Source organism: Bradyrhizobium sp. Leo78, from assembly GCF_059512425.1.
In genome coordinates this window covers 44,799-61,364 of record NZ_JCAMOT010000004.1, presented here as the reverse complement: position 1 = coordinate 61,364, position 16,566 = coordinate 44,799, and the positions used below count along the sequence as shown (strand labels likewise).

General features: G+C 61.7%; 14 protein-coding genes and 1 riboswitch. Of the genes, 8 read left to right on the top strand and 6 right to left on the bottom strand.

Annotated elements, in window-relative coordinates; translation table 11 throughout:
* Nucleotide 1: 1 nt before the first annotated feature.
* Nucleotides 2-883, bottom strand: coding sequence for an ABC transporter substrate-binding protein (locus AC5ZG1_RS06800; RefSeq protein WP_496132364.1), 882 nt, complete (start codon nt 881-883; stop codon nt 2-4).
* A 9-nt stretch (nt 884-892) separates the two neighbouring features.
* Here AC5ZG1_RS06800 and cobD point away from each other — a divergent pair, with 9 nt between their 5' ends.
* A complete protein-coding gene (gene cobD / locus AC5ZG1_RS06795) occupies nt 893-1,882 on the top strand; it encodes a threonine-phosphate decarboxylase CobD (protein ID WP_496132363.1) in 990 nt (329 codons plus the stop codon).
* A gap of 31 nt (nt 1,883-1,913) precedes the next feature.
* On the opposite strand, the gene AC5ZG1_RS06790 is transcribed toward cobD, so the two are convergent.
* Nucleotides 1,914-3,761 (bottom strand): TonB-dependent receptor plug domain-containing protein, encoded by a 1,848-nt coding sequence (locus tag AC5ZG1_RS06790; protein ID WP_496132362.1) that lies wholly within the window; start codon nt 3,759-3,761, stop codon nt 1,914-1,916.
* Between the two features lie 250 nt (nt 3,762-4,011).
* Nucleotides 4,012-4,212, bottom strand: a riboswitch (cobalamin riboswitch).
* A gap of 359 nt (nt 4,213-4,571) precedes the next feature.
* Between AC5ZG1_RS06790 and AC5ZG1_RS06785 the strand changes: the two genes are divergently transcribed.
* Both AC5ZG1_RS06785 and AC5ZG1_RS06780 read left to right on the top strand, forming a co-directional pair.
* Nucleotides 4,572-4,973 carry a hypothetical protein gene (locus AC5ZG1_RS06785; protein ID WP_496132361.1) on the top strand — a complete coding sequence of 134 codons (402 nt, stop codon included), beginning with the start codon at nt 4,572-4,574 and terminating at the stop codon, nt 4,971-4,973.
* A 258-nt stretch (nt 4,974-5,231) separates the two neighbouring features.
* Entirely contained in the window at nt 5,232-5,480 is a 249-nt protein-coding gene (locus tag AC5ZG1_RS06780; protein WP_496132360.1) for a DUF3551 domain-containing protein, read from the top strand.
* A gap of 55 nt (nt 5,481-5,535) precedes the next feature.
* Here AC5ZG1_RS06780 and AC5ZG1_RS06775 read toward each other — a convergent pair whose 3' ends face one another.
* From AC5ZG1_RS06775 to AC5ZG1_RS06760, 4 genes are all read right to left on the bottom strand, one after another.
* The gene (locus tag AC5ZG1_RS06775; protein ID WP_130222900.1) at nt 5,536-6,171 is read right to left on the bottom strand and encodes a response regulator transcription factor; all 636 of its coding nucleotides are present in this window, start codon (nt 6,169-6,171) and stop codon (nt 5,536-5,538) included.
* A gap of 193 nt (nt 6,172-6,364) precedes the next feature.
* The gene (locus AC5ZG1_RS06770) at nt 6,365-6,985 is read right to left on the bottom strand and encodes a response regulator (protein ID WP_130222898.1); all 621 of its coding nucleotides are present in this window, start codon (nt 6,983-6,985) and stop codon (nt 6,365-6,367) included.
* A 71-nt stretch (nt 6,986-7,056) separates the two neighbouring features.
* Nucleotides 7,057-8,376, bottom strand: coding sequence for a sensor histidine kinase (locus tag AC5ZG1_RS06765; RefSeq protein WP_496132359.1), 1,320 nt, complete (start codon nt 8,374-8,376; stop codon nt 7,057-7,059).
* A 177-nt stretch (nt 8,377-8,553) separates the two neighbouring features.
* Nucleotides 8,554-9,267 (bottom strand): Bax inhibitor-1/YccA family protein, encoded by a 714-nt coding sequence (locus AC5ZG1_RS06760; protein WP_130222894.1) that lies wholly within the window; start codon nt 9,265-9,267, stop codon nt 8,554-8,556.
* 758 nt (nt 9,268-10,025) lie between these two features.
* Between AC5ZG1_RS06760 and AC5ZG1_RS06755 the strand changes: the two genes are divergently transcribed.
* The 5 genes from AC5ZG1_RS06755 to AC5ZG1_RS06735 all read left to right on the top strand — a co-directional run bounded on the left by AC5ZG1_RS06755 (nt 10,026) and on the right by AC5ZG1_RS06735 (nt 16,275).
* On the top strand, nt 10,026-10,616 hold the full coding sequence (locus AC5ZG1_RS06755) for a hypothetical protein (protein WP_496132358.1): 591 nt from the start codon (nt 10,026-10,028) through the stop codon (nt 10,614-10,616).
* Entirely contained in the window at nt 10,567-11,103 is a 537-nt protein-coding gene (locus tag AC5ZG1_RS06750) for a DUF992 domain-containing protein (RefSeq protein ID WP_496132357.1), read from the top strand. Before AC5ZG1_RS06755 ends, AC5ZG1_RS06750 begins: the two co-directional genes overlap by 50 nt.
* A 215-nt stretch (nt 11,104-11,318) precedes the next feature.
* Nucleotides 11,319-12,389, top strand: a complete 1,071-nt coding sequence (locus AC5ZG1_RS06745) for an HlyD family secretion protein (protein ID WP_496132356.1) — start codon at nt 11,319-11,321, stop codon at nt 12,387-12,389.
* A complete protein-coding gene (gene rbbA, locus AC5ZG1_RS06740) occupies nt 12,386-15,160 on the top strand; it encodes a ribosome-associated ATPase/putative transporter RbbA (protein ID WP_496132355.1) in 2,775 nt (924 codons plus the stop codon). Before AC5ZG1_RS06745 ends, rbbA begins: the two co-directional genes overlap by 4 nt.
* 2 nt (nt 15,161-15,162) lie before the next feature.
* Complete coding sequence (locus AC5ZG1_RS06735; RefSeq protein WP_496132354.1) at nt 15,163-16,275, top strand: ABC transporter permease; 1,113 nt, start codon at nt 15,163-15,165, stop codon at nt 16,273-16,275.
* Nucleotides 16,276-16,566 lie beyond the last annotated feature (291 nt).

Below are 16,566 nucleotides of genomic sequence, written 5' to 3'. Positions count from 1 at the left end.
GTCATCGCGCCACACGGCCGAGTTCGGAGACGAGGCGTTCCAGCGCCTCCGAAAGCATCGGCCCGCCGCAGACCGTCAGTTTCTCCGGAATAACCAGTCGCTTCGACGGCGGATAGAAACGTTCCAGCGCCGGATGCAACAGGAATGCCTCGCCTTCGTCCTCCGCGAAGTCGCCGCCGTCAGATACAAGGAGCAGATCGGGTCTCAGCTTGACGATCGCCTCCAGCGACGCAAAACCTCCAAGCTTGTAGCCGAAGTCACTTGCCGCGTTGTTGAGGCCGATCGTGGCCAGCATGGAACTGATCAGACTGCCGCCGCCCGAGACCCAGCCGCGCCGCGACAAGGCGAGCACGCGATAGGATCGCTGCGATACCGCCTCCCTGGCGTGCTGGATTGCCGTGTCCAAGCGCCGTATCTCGGATGCGGCGCGATCCTTCTGGTGCAGCAGTTCGCCCATTTTCCGAATCTGGCTCTTCACGTCCTCCAGCGAACGCGCAGCGTCGAATTCGATCACGCGGACGCCCTTGTCCTTCAGCAACTCCCGTGTTGCACGCTTGGTGAACTTGCCGGCGACCACGGCGGCCGGTTGCAGGATCAGCACATCTTCTGCTTCGCCCGATAATCGAGGGTAGGCTGCGGCTTTTTCCGCGTTCCAGGAGCGGGCGGGGTCACGCGAATAGGGACTGAGGCCGAGAATCTGGCCCGGATCGGCCAGCGCCAGCAGCAGTTGGTCGGTGCACACATTGATGGAAGCGACGCGCGGCAGATCGGCTGCATGGGCGGCATGTGCTCCGAACAGTGCCGCGAGTAACAAGAACGTTGCGCCGATCGCCGGCCGCGTTAGGCCAACAAGGGTCTCGCGCAGGAGCGCGATTGATGGCATGAAGCGATTATGAAGCACGGCGGTGATCTGACGGAAGCTATTGCGCACCACGGCGGCGAGCCTGCGGACTGGCTCGACCTGTCGACCGGAATCAATCCCTGGCCGTGGACGATTCCGCACTCCATTCCAGACAGTGCGTGGACGCGCCTGCCATCGCGGGCCGACGAACAGGACCTCCTCGCCGCCGCGCGCGAAGCTTACGGCGTGCTCGACGATGCAGGCATCGCGGCCGCTGCCGGCACGCAGACGCTCATTCAATGGATTCCCCATCTCGCCGGGCCCGGAGCGGTCGCGATCGTCACTCCGACCTATGGCGAGCATTCGGCTGCGTGGAGCAGCGGAGGCCGAGAGATTATTGCATTGAATGATCTCTCCGCGCTGCCTGACCGCGCCATTCACGCTGTCGTCGTCAATCCCAACAATCCGGATGGACGTATCGCGGACCGCAGGGCGCTCCGGCAGGTTGCCGAACGGCTCGATCGTCGCGGAGGCTGGCTGGTTATCGATGAGGCCTTTGCCGATGTCGATCCCGGCATCAGTGCTGCCGCGATGAGCGCCAATCTTCCCATTCTCATACTGCGTTCCTTCGGCAAGTTCTATGGGCTCGCCGGACTTCGCCTCGGCTTCGTGATCGGCCGACGCGATATCGTCGAACGTATATCGGCGGCGCTGGGCCCCTGGCCGGTCTCCGGCCCAGCGCTTCACCTGGGCACGGCCGCCCTGCGGGATCGATCCTGGGCGGATGCGATGCGTGCGAAGCTTGCTCGCCAGTCCGCCAAACTCGACCATGTCCTGACAGAGGCCGGTCTTCAGCTTGTTGGAGGGGCTACGCTCTTTCGCCTTGCCTCCCATCCCGATGCCCCGACGTTGCACACCGAATTGGCCCGACGCCACATCTGGTGCCGGAGCTTTAACGGCGCACGCGAATGGCTGCGATTTGGCCTTGCGTCGGACGATGGTCTCGATCGCCTGGCCAGCGCGCTTGGTTCGGTCAAATAGCATACCCCGCGCGCGCATCATCACATCCGCTTCACCAGTGGGCACTGAACCCGGCGTAAGCCGCAGGTCCGGTCGTGCCATAGTTGTACACTTCCTGATAGTGCTCATTGAAAATGTTCTCGCCGCGCAAGTACACCTTCCAGGTCTCATCGATCTTGTATTCGGTGTAGAGATCGACGCGGACGTAAGGGGCGAGCGGCAGCGTCTCGTTTGAACCGCTGTAGCGCGTGGATACCGCGAGCACGCGTGGCTCGATCAGCCAGCCCTCGATCGGTGTGATCGGGAACGAGAATCTCGCCAGGTTTTCCGGCCGGCGCGCCAGCGTCAGGCCGGTCGAGAGATCCTTAGCCTGCAGATAGGTATAGGCGGCGTTGAATTTCAGGTAGCCCGGCAGAATATCGACGTTGACCCCGAGTTCCAGTCCGTCGGTTTCGGCACGCGAGACGTTGACGTAGTGCCCGAGCGGGTGCGCCGGATCGGTCACAAAGTCGATCAGGTTGCTGAACCTGTTGCCGAAGCCTGTCAGCGAAACCACAACGCGGCCTCCGAACAGGCTTTGGTCGATGCCGGCATCGTAGCCGAAGCTCTCCTCGGGACTGAGCGCGGAATTGCCATAGGTCGGCGCATAGAGCTGATAGAGCGTCGGGGCCTTGGCGCCTGTCCCGGCGCTCGCATGCAGCTTGGTGCCGGTCTCGGCGATCGTGTAAGCCGCGGTGGTTCGCCATGTCTCGAACCGTGCCACATCGACGACGTCGTCAACCCGGCCGCCCATCGTGATGTTGAGCCGCTCGCCGATCGGCAGTTGCCAGAGCGCAAACACTGAATTGGTGTCTTGCGTGCCTGCGAGCTGTGGCGTCGACGCTCCAGGAATCGGCAATAGGTTGGTGGTGGAGGTGCTCGCCGTTTCATGCTGCACACGCGATCCGACGATGAGCGATCCTAGCGGGCCGACCTTCAGGTTGCCCTGATATTCCAGGCCCGTGCTGTCGCCGACGAAATTGGAGAGGATGGATGTCGTGTTCTGCGGCAGTTTGTTGATCTTGTAGGTGACGTCGTCGAACGAGCGGTCGATATGCGTCTCAAATGCGCTCACGCTATGGGTGAGAATGCCGCCGAACGTGTCGAACGACGCGCGTCCCCAGACCTGTTCGAGCAGGCGCGTCGCGCTCGACGGCGTGTCCGGGAACGTTCCGGAGGCCTGATCATAGGCGGACCGCGTGAATGAGGCCAGCATGCCCGTCTCCAGCCGTACGCCTTCGCCGGAATCGTAGCCGACGCGTGCCGAACCGCCGACGCGGTCGAAGCCATCGCGCTCGAGCGGGCCATACTTGGCTTCGAGCGCGGGGATGCGATAGCCGTAGCGTGAAAAGCCGTTGCTGTGCTGCCCGCTTCCCGTGAACGCGTAGGACCACGGCCCAGAGGTTCCGGTCAGCGCTGCGCTGGTGCTCGCCGTGCCGTAGCTTCCGCCCTCGGTGCTGACGTCGAGTTGTGCCGGACCGGTGCCCTTCTTGGTGATGATGTTGACGACGCCGCCGATCGCGTCAGATCCGTAGAGCGCGCTCTGCGGTCCTTTCAGCACCTCGATCCGCTGCATCGCGCCCGGGGCGAACATCGCGAAATCGAAGTCGCCGCTGGCGGCGGTCGGATCGTTGACCCTGATGCCATCGATCATGACCAGCGTCTGGCCGGTATTGGCGCCGCGCAAGCGCACATTGGTCGTCGCGCCTGGTCCGCCGCTTTCGGTGATATCGAGTCCCGGCACGGTCCGCAGCGCATCGACGAGCGAGGTCGGATTGCTGGTCGCGAGCATTTCGTGCGTGACCACGCTGACCGAGCTTCCGGTCCGGCTCGCCGGCTCCAGTGTACGGTCGGGAGTCACGACCACTTCGGGAGTCGCGGCCGGCGCCTCGTTACCGGGCGCCGGGCGCGCAGGATGGGTTGTTGAAGACCTTTGCCTATTCCTCGGGGCCGGCTTGGACCGGACCTCCGGATTGATGACAACAGCAGGAAGCTGTTCGGGACCCGATTGGGCCATGGCGCCAGTGTGACCGCACGCAGCAACGGCCGCACACCCGGCAAGAAAACGCCGCAAGTTCATTAATGCCCTTCCGCCGACCCACCGTCGAACGAGTTGATACCCGTCAACGGCCGGTCTCCTGGCTTGCGGTCGTCTCGCGATCCGCCTTCCCAAACCTGCTTGGCAGGCCCAGTGGCATCCGGATCGCAAATAGTCCGCTTACAGTTGCGGGGGCAGCCGCGGCATTGGGGAAGATTCCCGCACCGCGTTCCCGTTTCACCCTACAAAGGGCACCGATGACGCGCGCAAAGAAGCACAAGGCGGAGCAAAACTCAAATCGATAACGATCAGAACCCAACAGCATTTTTGCGGATCGCTGATAGCGGCGACCTGAATGACGAACACAGAAAGTTGCTGACGGGCGAAGGGACAGCAGATGACAAATCCTACAGCCTTATGCGAGCATCACATGCCACCCACACGCGTCGCTAAACTTGGATGATGCCGTTCATGTGAGCATCGACAGATTCAACGGAGGAACAGGAAATGTCGATCCCATGCAAACTCGAACGTAGCCTCCTCAGCCACGACGAGTACGAGACGATCCGCCTCACGCATCATCCCGCCATCTATGACGTCGAGCCGGCTGATCTTGCGGACATGCGATCCCGCTTGCGCAAGATGCGCGACAAGGAGCGAACGCTCGGCCGACAAAAGCGGCGAGAGATGCGCGGGAAAGGCCAGCCTCGCGGCGCGAACTTCCCCGGAACTGCCGATCGTCCATCACAACGCAAGCAGGTCTTTGCCGCGGCACTGAAGCGGGTTAACAGCGAACTCAGGCGTCTTCACAACCTGGCAGCTCGCACCGCCAATGTCGAAGCGGCTCGAAAGGCTATCGCGCTGCGTCGGGCCGCGGACTTCATTCCCTATCCCTCCGCCGGATCGACCGCCAACGAAGGGATGGTGCCGCGCTTGAGCACGCGTCGAAAAAAGATCGTCACGGGCGCGCGAATCGGACGGGTGTCGCAGGCGACGAAAGTCGCCCAGGCAATCCGCGATGCACGAGGGGCGTGAGCCGGCGCTGATCGAGTTGGTGACAGCTTCGCTGCCATCGAGATCTTTGAAAAGCACGGGGCTCTACCCATCCTACGGAAGGTCTGAACCTGTAATGCCTGTTCTCGACACCCGCGTCGTGGCTTCAGAATTCGGTGGCGCGATCCTGATCGGCGCGCTCTAGGGAATCTTGTCAAGCTGGCCCCCGGGGAATCATGTATTTTCAGGCGCGTCCTCCTTCGGCACTATGGAGATATCCTCAATGAGCGAGGTGATCTCATGCGCTACCTGATGGCACTCTTATCTGCGGCCGGCTTGATCTGGATTGCCGAAGCTGGTCCCGCTACGGCACGGGACTATCCCTATTGCCTGCAATCTCGAACCACTGGGATTCCGGGAGATTGCTCCTTCCGCACGCGGGCGGCATGTATGGCCGCGGCGTCGGGGCGAGGGGCCACATGCGCCGTCAATCCGCGCGTGGCATTCGGGCGATATCACCGGCGGGGCCGTGTGAACTCCAGCCAATGATCCAATACTCGCTGCGTAACCCGGCGCGACGACTGCCGCTTGAATTGTCTGCGCCTCAGGGCGCAACCAGCTTCTTGCGAATCGCATAGCGAACCAGCTCGGCTGTGGATGACATGCCAAGCTTGCGCATGGCGGACGCCCGATGGGTTTCGACAGTCTTCACGCTAAGCTTCAAGATGGAGCTGATGGCCTTGTTGGTATGCCCCTCTGCAATCAACTGCACGACGTTCTGCTCCCGCGATGTGAGGAGCGCACTGGACTTGTTCTGTTTGTTGAGCTGGTAGTCGGTCAGCAATTTCTCCAACACGACGCTGGTAAAGTAAGGTCGGCCGTCGAGCAGAGCTTCGATTGCTGAAATGAGATGCTTCCTGGCGTCCGATTTGAGCAGGAAGCCACGTACCCCGGTCAGAAGAGCCTCGGTCAAAATCTCCTCACTTTCATGCATGGTGAGGATCAACACTTCCGAACGCAGACGAAGCGTCTTGATGCGGCGGCTGACTTCCAGTCCGTTTACGAGGGGCATGGAATAGTCGGCGATGATGACGTCCGGTCTCGTTTCCAACGCCAATGCGATCGCCTGCTCACCGTCGGGAGCTTCTGCAGTTACAATCCAATTGGAGCGCGTTTCAACGATCGCGCGAAGCCCGGAACGCACGACTTCATGATCATCCGCAATCAGGATGCGTTTCATGGCGTCGTTCCCTTGCGCTGGAACGATCGATAGCGATAGCCGACAGCGAGGTCAGAATCATACCGATTGGCTTTCCGGCAGTTATCCCGCAAAACCCTCGGATTTCGCGGGAAATATACTGAGGTCAGCTTAGCCTCCCGGGCTCATGGTAGAACAAGCCGGAACATCAAGCGCCGGATCATGCTTTGGCGTGTCATGCTTCCAGCAGGCGGGCGCGAACCGCGTAGCGGACCAGATCCGCCGTCGAGTGGATATCCAGCTTGCGCATCGCGGCCGCCCGGTGCGCTTCGGCGGTTTTGACGCTGAGGTTCAGGATGGCGCCAATGCCTTTGTTGCTGTAGCCCTCCGCAATCAGCTTGACGACTAATCGCTCCCGCGGCGAGAGCCTGTCCCGATCTCCGGTCGAGACCTCGTTCGATTCAGGCGAACAGCTCTCGGTGCAAAATGGTTTATGCGCCAGAAGCGACTCAACCGCCGCCAACAACAGCCTGTTGGCATCCGATTTCAATACGAATGCCCGGGCGCCTGCCTCGAATGCCTCCTGGGCCAGCAGGCTGGAATTGTGGACCGTGAAGATCAATACTTCGGTTGGCAGGCGATACTCCCTGATCCGCCGCGCGACCTCCACTCCCGTCATGCGCGGCATGGAGAAATCGACGATTGCGACATGGGGTTGGTTTGCGATCGCCTCGGCAAGGGCCTTGCTGCCGTCGTTCGCCTCAGCAACGACTTCCCAGTCGGCACGTTGCTCCAGAACCGCGCGTAGTCCCGACCGCACCGCTTCATGATCGTCGGCGATAAGAAAGCGCTTCATGGCGGGTTAGCTCCCACTCGTGTTGCGTCGCAGGCTCGACCGGCACCAGTGACGCGAGTTCGGCTGTACGATCAGTGAACCCGTTTGCGCGGACCATGATGGCGGGGGCGGCCCTTGGCCGGCGGCGATTTTTCGGTCGCCGGACCGCGCGGGAACACCGCGGATAATGTCGTGCCGGGCTGCCCCGGTCCCGGCTCGGAGCGGATTTCGAGGGTACCTCCGATCTGCTGCAGTCTCACCTTCATTGCGGGAATTCCGACGCCGGGCGGCCCTGCCATCGCGCCGCCGAGTGTCTGGTCGAGCGGCATGCCGCGCCCATTATCGCTGACCCTCAGCCGGAAATGGTCATCGGTCGTCTCGATCGCGATCTCGACTTTCGTTGCTCTTGCATGACGGAAGACATTCGTCAGCGCCTCCTGGACCACCCGCAGCAGGGAGCGCTGCGTGTCGTAAGGTACGCGATCGATCTCGGGCGAGATGCTGGCATCGACTCTCAACGATGTGCGCGCCGCGAACCCTTCCGCATATCTCTCGATTGCTGCCTTCAGCCCGGCAACCGTCAGATTTTGCGGGTGCAGCAGGTAGGCAAAGGCCCGAATTTCCTTGATTGCCTGATCGATCGACGCATCGATATCGTCGCAAAGCCGCTCGGCATTGGTCGGCTCACTCAAGCTGTTCCGCATCCGCATGAGCCCGAGGCTTGCGGCGATCAAATGCTGGCAGGTCGAATCGTGGAGGTCGGAGGCAATGCGCTGCTGCATGTCTTCCTGAATGGAAACCAGCGTGGCGCCCATGCTCGCACGACCGTCGGAGATGGCTGCAAGGTCGTGGGAGGACGCTCCGTCCATGATCCGATGGCTACCGATAAAGGTGGCAATGCAGCCGGTCATGGGACCGCAGATTGGCGCAACGATTGTCTCGACAGTTCGTGGGGATCCCCCGAGCGCGAGCCGATGCCGGATCCGAACCTCGGCACCTCCGGCGCGACAAGCATCAAGCGCCTCGTGAACGGACCTGGCATCCTGCTTCCCCATGCAGTCGCAAACGGCCATCCCCCGGATGTCTTCCGACGCGATCCCAACAAGAGATTCGAACGCCGGGTTTATATCTTCATAAACAAAGCGCCCTTCACATGAAGGGCGCACCACAAAGAGAAGGTCGGAGGCTAGTTTCCAGTACAGCCGATCGCTCGCGCTTGCTGCGCCAATGCCTGGCCATCCCTGTGCATTGGTTCGATCCGATCCGCACGTAGGAGCATTATGTTGCTTCACGGTACGCATTCGCCTTCCACGCGGCTCTCGATGCTGAGAGCCGCCCTTGCCTCGACCAATCTCCCTGACCCGATCGGATACCCAGTCCGCATCATACACCGTCAGGTAGCAAAGCGCCATTGACGTGGAGCAATCTTTGGATTGGAACTCGCGAATTCTTGCACTGCACCAGTCGCGAGTGGGACGGCGGCGAATGAGGCGCTGCCATTCGTGATTGGCACTAACCGCATATCGCCTTCGCGTCTCGTGCATCTTTCGGTTCTGATTGAATCAGAGCCGAAGCTCTGGAGCAACGCTTTAACGCCGAGTGCCCGCAAGGCGCAGCATCATCATGAACAGGTTGATGAAATTGAGGTAGAGCGACAACGCGGCAAGTACCGACTTGCGGCCTGCGGAAGTTTCATCGTCCCCAGAGTCGTACATCGCCTTGATGCGCTGCGTATCATAGGCAGTCAGGCCGGCAAAGATGCCGACGCCCACGATCGAGATCAGCCAGTCAAGTCCGGTCGAGCGCAGGAATAGGTTGACCACGCTTGCGATGATGACGCCAATCAAGCCCATGAACAGGAAGGTGCCCAGTCCGGACAGGTCGCGCCTGGTGGTGTACCCAAGGATGCTGAGCGCTCCGAACGTTGCGGCGGCGATGAAGAACACGCGTGTGATCGAGGAACTTGTGTAGATGTGGAGCAAGGTCGAGAGCGACACGCCGACCAGGGCTGCATAGACAAAGAACAACCAACGTGCCGTTGTCGCCGATAGCGTATGGATGCGTGAACTGATGAAGAACACCAGGGCCAGCGGCGCCAGGATGAAGATCCACATCAGCGGATTCTGCAGTAATGCCGGGCCGGTGAGCTGATAAGTCAGCCAGGCGACAAGAGCAGTGAGGCCGACACCTGCGGCCATGTAGTTGTAGATGCGCAGCATGTAGTTGCGGAGGCCGACATCGACCGCGATGGCATCGCTGCTAATCGCACCGGAGGTGACTGTATCCTGGTCATAGTTTGACATGGCTTGCCTCCTCTCGACCGCGCCCAGCACGGGATAGTCAAGCCTATGGTGATGGCCCGGTGCAGGATATCAGATAATCACCCGATATTCGGGGGCGGGAACTACGCTGCTTCGGCGCAGGGCATTGTCGCTGGAGGAGATGCCTTACTCACTGGGGCCGCCGCTCGTCGCCACTTGTCGAAGCGGATGCGATATTGCTTTCGGGCGGCTCGCCTCCTGATATCGGACGTCGCGCAGCATGGCCGCGATCCGCAGTTTCTGCCGCCCGCTCCTACATAGAATCCCGGATGTGCGCGCGGCAAAGTCGCCGATAGGATCGTGGTCAGCGGCTGCCGGCATCCCGCATTCCTTGCCGCCCTTAGCGCTTGCACTATCGCCGATGGGAAATATGGAGGCGTGCATGAACATCCGACTCGTGGTCGGCGCTCTGATCGTCGGCGTAGTTGCAGCCATCGCAGCGCCGCCAAGCCTGTCCGTGGCCCAATCGACTGACCAAGGCGCGGCTGCGCAAAAGAGCGCAACACCGAATACAAATATGAACCCACACAAGCATCGCCATTGGCGCCACCGCGGCGGACGGCATCCGCATTTCGGCAGCAGGCGGGTTCGCACCCATGCACCTGCAGGGCGGTCGTCGGCCAACTGAACCGCTAGCCGGATTGTGTGGCACGACAGGCCCAATCCGTTCATGTAATTTGAGCGATCGATGACTGATCCAAACGCAGTACAGGAACGAATCCGACAGCGGTGGATGTTCGATGAGCGAGACTAACGGGCAACGGAGCGGGGGCGCGCCTGCCTCGACCGGTTCGGGAAGAGCCGATGTTCTATGGCGGCGGTTACCCTATGTCGTCGCACTCGTGCTCGCCATCGCAGGCGTTGCCTATACCAATATCTCGCATCAGCCGCTTGTAGGTTATTGGGAGTTCCTGGCGCTTGCTATCGCTGTGGTCTGCGTCGTCACCAAATGGCCCGAGCTCGGCAGCAAGCAGGCTCAGTTTCGGTTGATCTGGACCCAGGCGCTTCATTGGGTGGCTGTCCTGGTGACGATGAACATCATGCTTGTCTCCGGCGTTCAACAGTTGCTCCCGACGCCGGCAACCAGCCTGGTGCTTCTGACCCTATTGGCGCTCGGCACCTTCCTCGCCGGCCTTAGCCTTTTGTCCCCGCAGATCTGCTTCCTCGGCATCGCCATGGGTGCCGCAGTTCCGGCGCTCTCCTGGCTGAAGCAGTCGGTGATCTTCTTCCTGCTTGCGGCCGTATTCCTGGTCGGCATCGGCATGACGTTCTGGCTTAGCTATGGCCGCGCGGCCGCACCTCACCACACCGAAGATCAAGTCGAGGCCTGAGATGCAGACGATACGGTTGCTTGGCGCCTTGTGCGTTTTCGCTTCAATTTCCGCCGTCGCAACGCCCGCGCAAGGCGAGATATTCAGGGTCGGTCGGCTGTTGTGTTCCAGCAGTCCGCGGATCGGATTCCTTGTTGGATCGACGCAGTCGCTGCGTTGCGTATTCTACCGGAGAGGTTCGTCGCAGCGCTACATTTACGCTGGGCGAATAAGGCGTGTCGGTCTTGACCTCGGCGTCACCGGAAGTGGCGTTCTATCCTGGGCCGTCTTTGCCAAGAACTCGCGGATTGGGCCCGGCACCATGCGCGGCAGCTATGTGGGGGCCAGCGCCAATGTTGCGCTGGGACCCGGCTTTGGCGCCAACGCCCTGATCGGCGGGTCGCGCCGAAGCGTCGTCCTGCAGCCGCTTTCCGTCGAGCGTGCGATCGGCGTCAATCTCGCGGCGACGGTAACCCATTTGACCCTGGGCGAAAGAGGACGTCGATAGCGCAGCCGCGAAACCTTCCTATCGAAGCAACTCGGAACATTGCTGAGCTTTGGCTCAGGGTTTTGTCGGATGTCGGTGTTGGCGGATGGGAGCTACGATCAGTCTTGATACGGTTCCCAATGGCGGCCGGGTGAACAACGGCTCGGCGCGCGCGACCCGTTAGCGCGCCGGCAATGGACCATGTGTCCGGATGTAATGGATGAGGTCCGTCGGCAATGAGAAAAGGCCGAAACCGCTGGCTGATCATCCTGCTCGCCGTACTTTTGGCCGCAGGTGGCTACTACGCCTGGCAGAGGCTCGCGAGCGACAATCTCCCGCCGGGAATCGCCAGCGGTAACGGCCGCATCGAAGCGGTCGAAATCGATATTGCCACCAAGACACCGGGGCGCATCCAGGAGATCCTGGTCAGAGAGGGCGATTTTGTCACAGTCGGACAAGTGCTCGCGCGCATGGACACGACGCAGCTCCACGCCCAGCTCCGTCAAGCCGAAGCGCAATTGCGCCGCGCGATCATCGGTGTCGATACCGCCAAGAGTCTCGTCGCCCAGCGAGAAGCCGAGCGAAAAGCCGCCACCGCAGTGATTGCGCAGCGCAACGCCGAGCTGGATACGGCCGACCGAAGGCTGCGGCGATCCGAGCAATTGATCAGAACCAACGCCGTGCCTCAACAGACGCTCGACGACGATCGTGCGGCCGCCGAGGGGGCGAAGGCTGCGGTGGCCGCGGCCGAGGCTCAGCGTGCGGCGGCGGAGGCCGCCATCAGTTCCACCCAGGCGCAAGTGGTCGACGCCGAAGCATCAATCGACGCGGCAAAGGCGGCCATCGAGAGTATCAAGGCCGACATCAACGATAGTACCCTGACAGCACCGCGCGATGGGCGCGTGCAGTTTCGCGTGGCGCAGCCGGGCGAAGTCCTTGCCGCCGGCGGTCGCGTGCTCAATCTCGTCGATCTCGGCGACGTCTACATGACCTTCTTCCTGCCCACCGCGCAGGCCGGGCGCGTCGCAATTGGTGCAGATGTCCGCATCGTGCTGGATGCCGCGCCCCAACATGTCATTCCCGCCAAGGCGAGCTTCGTCGCCAACGTTGCGCAGTTCACGCCCAAGACGGTGGAAACGGAGGAGGAGCGTCAAAAGCTCATGTTCCGCATCAGGGCGCATATCTCGCCGGACTTGCTGCGCAGGAACATCGAACAGGTCAAGACCGGGCTTCCAGGCAGGGCCTTTGTCCAGCTTGACCCCAAAGCCGAGTGGCCGGCGCGGCTTACTGAGAGACTCGTCCAATGAGCGATCTGTCGACCGCAGGGGAGACCCGCCCGTCGCCAGTGATACGCCTGGATGCGGTCGAACTGTCCTACGGCAAGACGCGCGCACTTGCTGGCATCACGCTCGATATTCCTGCCGCGCGCATGGTTGGCTTGATCGGACCCGATGGCGTGGGCAAGTCCAGCCTGCTGTCTCTTGTCGCCGGGGCTCGCGCGGTGCAGCAAGGGCGTGTCGATGTGCTCGGCGGAGACATGAGCGATGCCGCGCACCGGATGCTGACGTGCCCCCAGATCGCCTACATGCCGCAGGGTCTCGGCAAGAACCTTTATCCGACGCTGTCGGTGTTCGAGAATGTCGACTTCTTCGGCCGCCTGTTCGGCCACGGCAAAAGCGAACGCGAGGAGAGGATCGATCAGCTTCTGAAAGGAACGGGGCTTGCTCCTTTCGCGGATCGGCCAGCAGGCAAGCTGTCGGGCGGCATGAAGCAAAAGCTCGGCCTTTGCTGCGCGCTGATCCATGATCCCGACCTCCTGATCCTGGATGAGCCGACCACCGGCGTCGATCCGCTCTCGCGCCGCCAGTTCTGGGAGCTGATCGATGAGATCCGCAAGAGCCACCCGGGCATGAGCGTCGTTGTCGCGACCGCCTATATGGAGGAGGCGGCGCGTTTTGACTGGCTGGTTGCAATGAACGAAGGCCGCGTGCTCGCTACCGGCGCGCCCGCCGACCTGCTGCGGCAGACCGGTGCTGATAATCTCGATGCCGCCTTCATTGCGCTGCTTCCGGAGGAGCAGCGGCGCGATCACACGGAAGTGGTGATTCCGCCTCGATCAAGCGAACACGCGGACGACATCGCGATCGAGGCCGAGCAGCTTACCGTGAGGTTCGGCGATTTCACCGCCGTCGACAATGTGAGCTTCCGCATTCCCCGCGGCGAAATCTTCGGCTTTCTCGGCTCAAACGGTTGCGGCAAGACCACGACCATGAAGGTGTTGACCGGACTGTTGCCCGCCAGCGAGGGCACCGCAAAATTATTCCGCCATGAGGTCGACACCAACGACATGGATGTCCGGCGCCGCGTCGGCTACATGTCGCAGGCCTTCTCGCTCTATTCCGAACTGACGATCCGGCAGAACCTTGAGCTACATGCGCGATTGTTCCGGCTTGCCCCTGACACGATCGAGGGACGTGTCCAGGAGATGACGCGGCGGTTCGACCTCGTCGACGTCATCGACGCATTGCCCGATGCGTTGCCCCTTGGTGTCCGCCAGCGCCTCTCACTTGCGGTGGCGATGATCCATGCACCCGACATCCTGATTCTAGACGAGCCGACATCCGGCGTCGATCCGGTGGCACGCGACGGCTTTTGGCAAATCCTGTCGGATCTATCCCGCAAGGACGACGTCACGATCTTTGTCTCGACTCATTTCATGAACGAGGCCGAGCGCTGTGACCGCATCTCGCTGATGCACGCGGGCAGGGTGCTGGTCAGCGACACGCCGGCGAGGCTTGCCGAGCAGCGCGGCGGCGGCAGTCTCGAAGAGGCTTTCGTCGCCTATCTGCAGGACGCGATCGGCAGGACGGCCGCCAGGCTGCAGGTCGCCGCACCGGCCGCGGCTTTGCCGGGCGACCAAACCGGTGCGGCACACCAGCGGCTCATGCGCTTCTTCGATCTGCGGCGCGTGTTCGCCTACACCCATCGGGAGGCGCTCGAACTGCGGCGCGACCCGATCCGCGCCACGCTGGCCATTCTCGGCAGCCTCATTCTGATGTTCGTGATGGGCTACGGCATCAACATGGATGTCGAGAACCTGTCCTTCGCCGTCATGGACCGCGACGAAAGCGGGATCAGCCGTGATTATGTCCTGCAGATTTCCGGATCGCGCTTTTTCACCGAATTGCCAGCGATCACCGACTACGACGATCTCGACCGCCGCATGCGCAGCGGTGAGCTGAGCCTGGCGCTCGAGATCCCGCCGGGGTTCGGGCGCGACGTGGCGCGCGGCAGCAACGTTCAGATCGGCGCGTGGATTGACGGCGCCATGCCTTCGCGGGCGGAGACGGTGAGGGGCTATGTGCAGGCGATGCATGCCCAATGGCTGACGGAACGGGCCCGGCTGCTATACGGCAACGCCGCGGCGTCCGGCAATTTCCAGATCGAGACACGTTTTCGGTACAACCCCGACCTCAAGAGCATTGTGGCGATGGCTCCCGCCGTGATCCCGATCCTCCTGCTGATCATACCTGCGATATTGTCGACGCTAAGCGTCGTGCGCGAGAAGGAGCTTGGATCGATCATCAATTTCTATGTGACGCCAGTGACACGGCTGGAGTTTCTCGTCGGCAAGCAGCTTCCCTATGTGGCGCTCGCCATGCTGAATTTCTTCCTGTTGACCGCCTTTGCCGTGTTCGTCTTTCGCGTTCCATTCACGGGCAGCTTCCCGGCGTTCACCGTCGCGGCGCTTCTCTACGTGACTATTACGACGGCGATGGGGCTTGTGATATCGGCGTTCATGACCAGCCAGATCGCCGCGATCTTCGCGACTGCGCTGCTCACCATGATTCCTGCCACCCAGTATTCGGGCCTGGTCGATCCGGTGTCGTCCCTCCAGGGCGCTGGCGCCGTCATCGGGCGGATCTACCCGACCGCGCACTTCGTCACCATCACGCGCGGCACTTTCTCGAAAGGGCTCGATTTCGGCGACCTGTCGGCCGAGTTCATTGCGTTGCTCATAACCATCCCGGTGCTGCTTGGTGTCGGCGTGGTGCTCTTGAAGAAGCAGGCGAGCTAGACATGGATATCGCCAACGTCGTCCAGCTCGGCATCAAGGAATTGCGGGGTCTTCTGCGCGACCCGATGCTGATGATCCTGATCGTCTATGCCTTCACGATCTCCATCTATACCGCTTCCAGGTCGCAGCCCGAGACCTTGAACCAGGCTGCGCTCGCCATCGTCGACGAGGACAACTCGCCGGCATCGACGCGCATCATCACGGCGTTCAATCCACCCTATTTCACGATACCGCGCCTGATTCCGCAGTCGGACGTGAACATCCGCATGGATGCGGGTCTCGACACTTTCGCGCTCAACATTCCGCCGAACTTCCAGCGCGATCTACTGGCCCAGCGATCGCCGGCCATCCAGCTCAACGTGGATGCGACCCGCATGTCGCAGGCCTTTACCGGGAGCGGCTACATCCAGACCATCGTGAACGAGGAGGTCAGCGAGTTTCTGGCCCGCTATCGCTCGGCCGCGCCTCTCCCAATCGAGCTCGCCCTGCGCGCGCGTTTCAACCCGGAGCTCAACAAAGGTTGGTTCGGCGCCATCAACAACGTCGTCTCCTCCATCACCATGCTGTCGATCATTCTGACCGGAGCCGCGCTGATCCGCGAGCGCGAGCACGGGACCATCGAGCACCTGCTCGTCATGCCGGTGACGCCATTCGAGATCATGGCGAGCAAGATCTGGTCGATGGGACTCGTCGTGCTTCTGGCCTCCAGCGTTGCGCTCGTGTTGGTGGTGCAGGGATTGCTGTCGGTCCGGATCGGAGGCTCGATTCCGCTTTTCCTGTTCGGCACCGCGCTCTACATCTTCGCCATGACCAGCCTGGGCATCTTTCTGGCGACGGTCGGCGGAACCATGCCGCAGTTCGGCCTGCTGATGATGCTGGTGCTGATGCCGCTGCAGATGTTGTCAGGCGCAACGACGCCGCGCGAGAGCATGCCTGAGATCATCCAGAACATCATGCTCGCCGCGCCCAACACTCACTTCGTCATTCTCGCCCAGGCCGTGCTGTTCCGCGGCGCCGGGTTCGACGTCGTCTGGCCGCAGATCGCCGCGCTGCTGGCCATCGGAGCGATTTTGTTCGGGTTCTCCCTCTGGCGATTCAGACAGTTCTTGCGATAGCGAAGCAGCTTCGTTGCCACGCGGAGGCTGGAATAGGCCGGGCTGAGGCCTGCCAAGCAGGGCGGATCGTAATTTGTTCTGAGTGGCGCGCCAAATTGCCATGATTCTAGTAAGAATTGCAGAGGCGGACTCGCCTGGATCTTCTTGGGTTCCGAGATTCGGGGGAGAAGCCGAGGCGTACGGTGAATCCGCTGGAGTTCGAAAATGAATGCGCGCTACTCCACCCGATCATGTCGTCGGCTTGGGCAGGAAGCGTCGCTGCCGTGGTGAACGTGAAGAGCGGCGACTCGG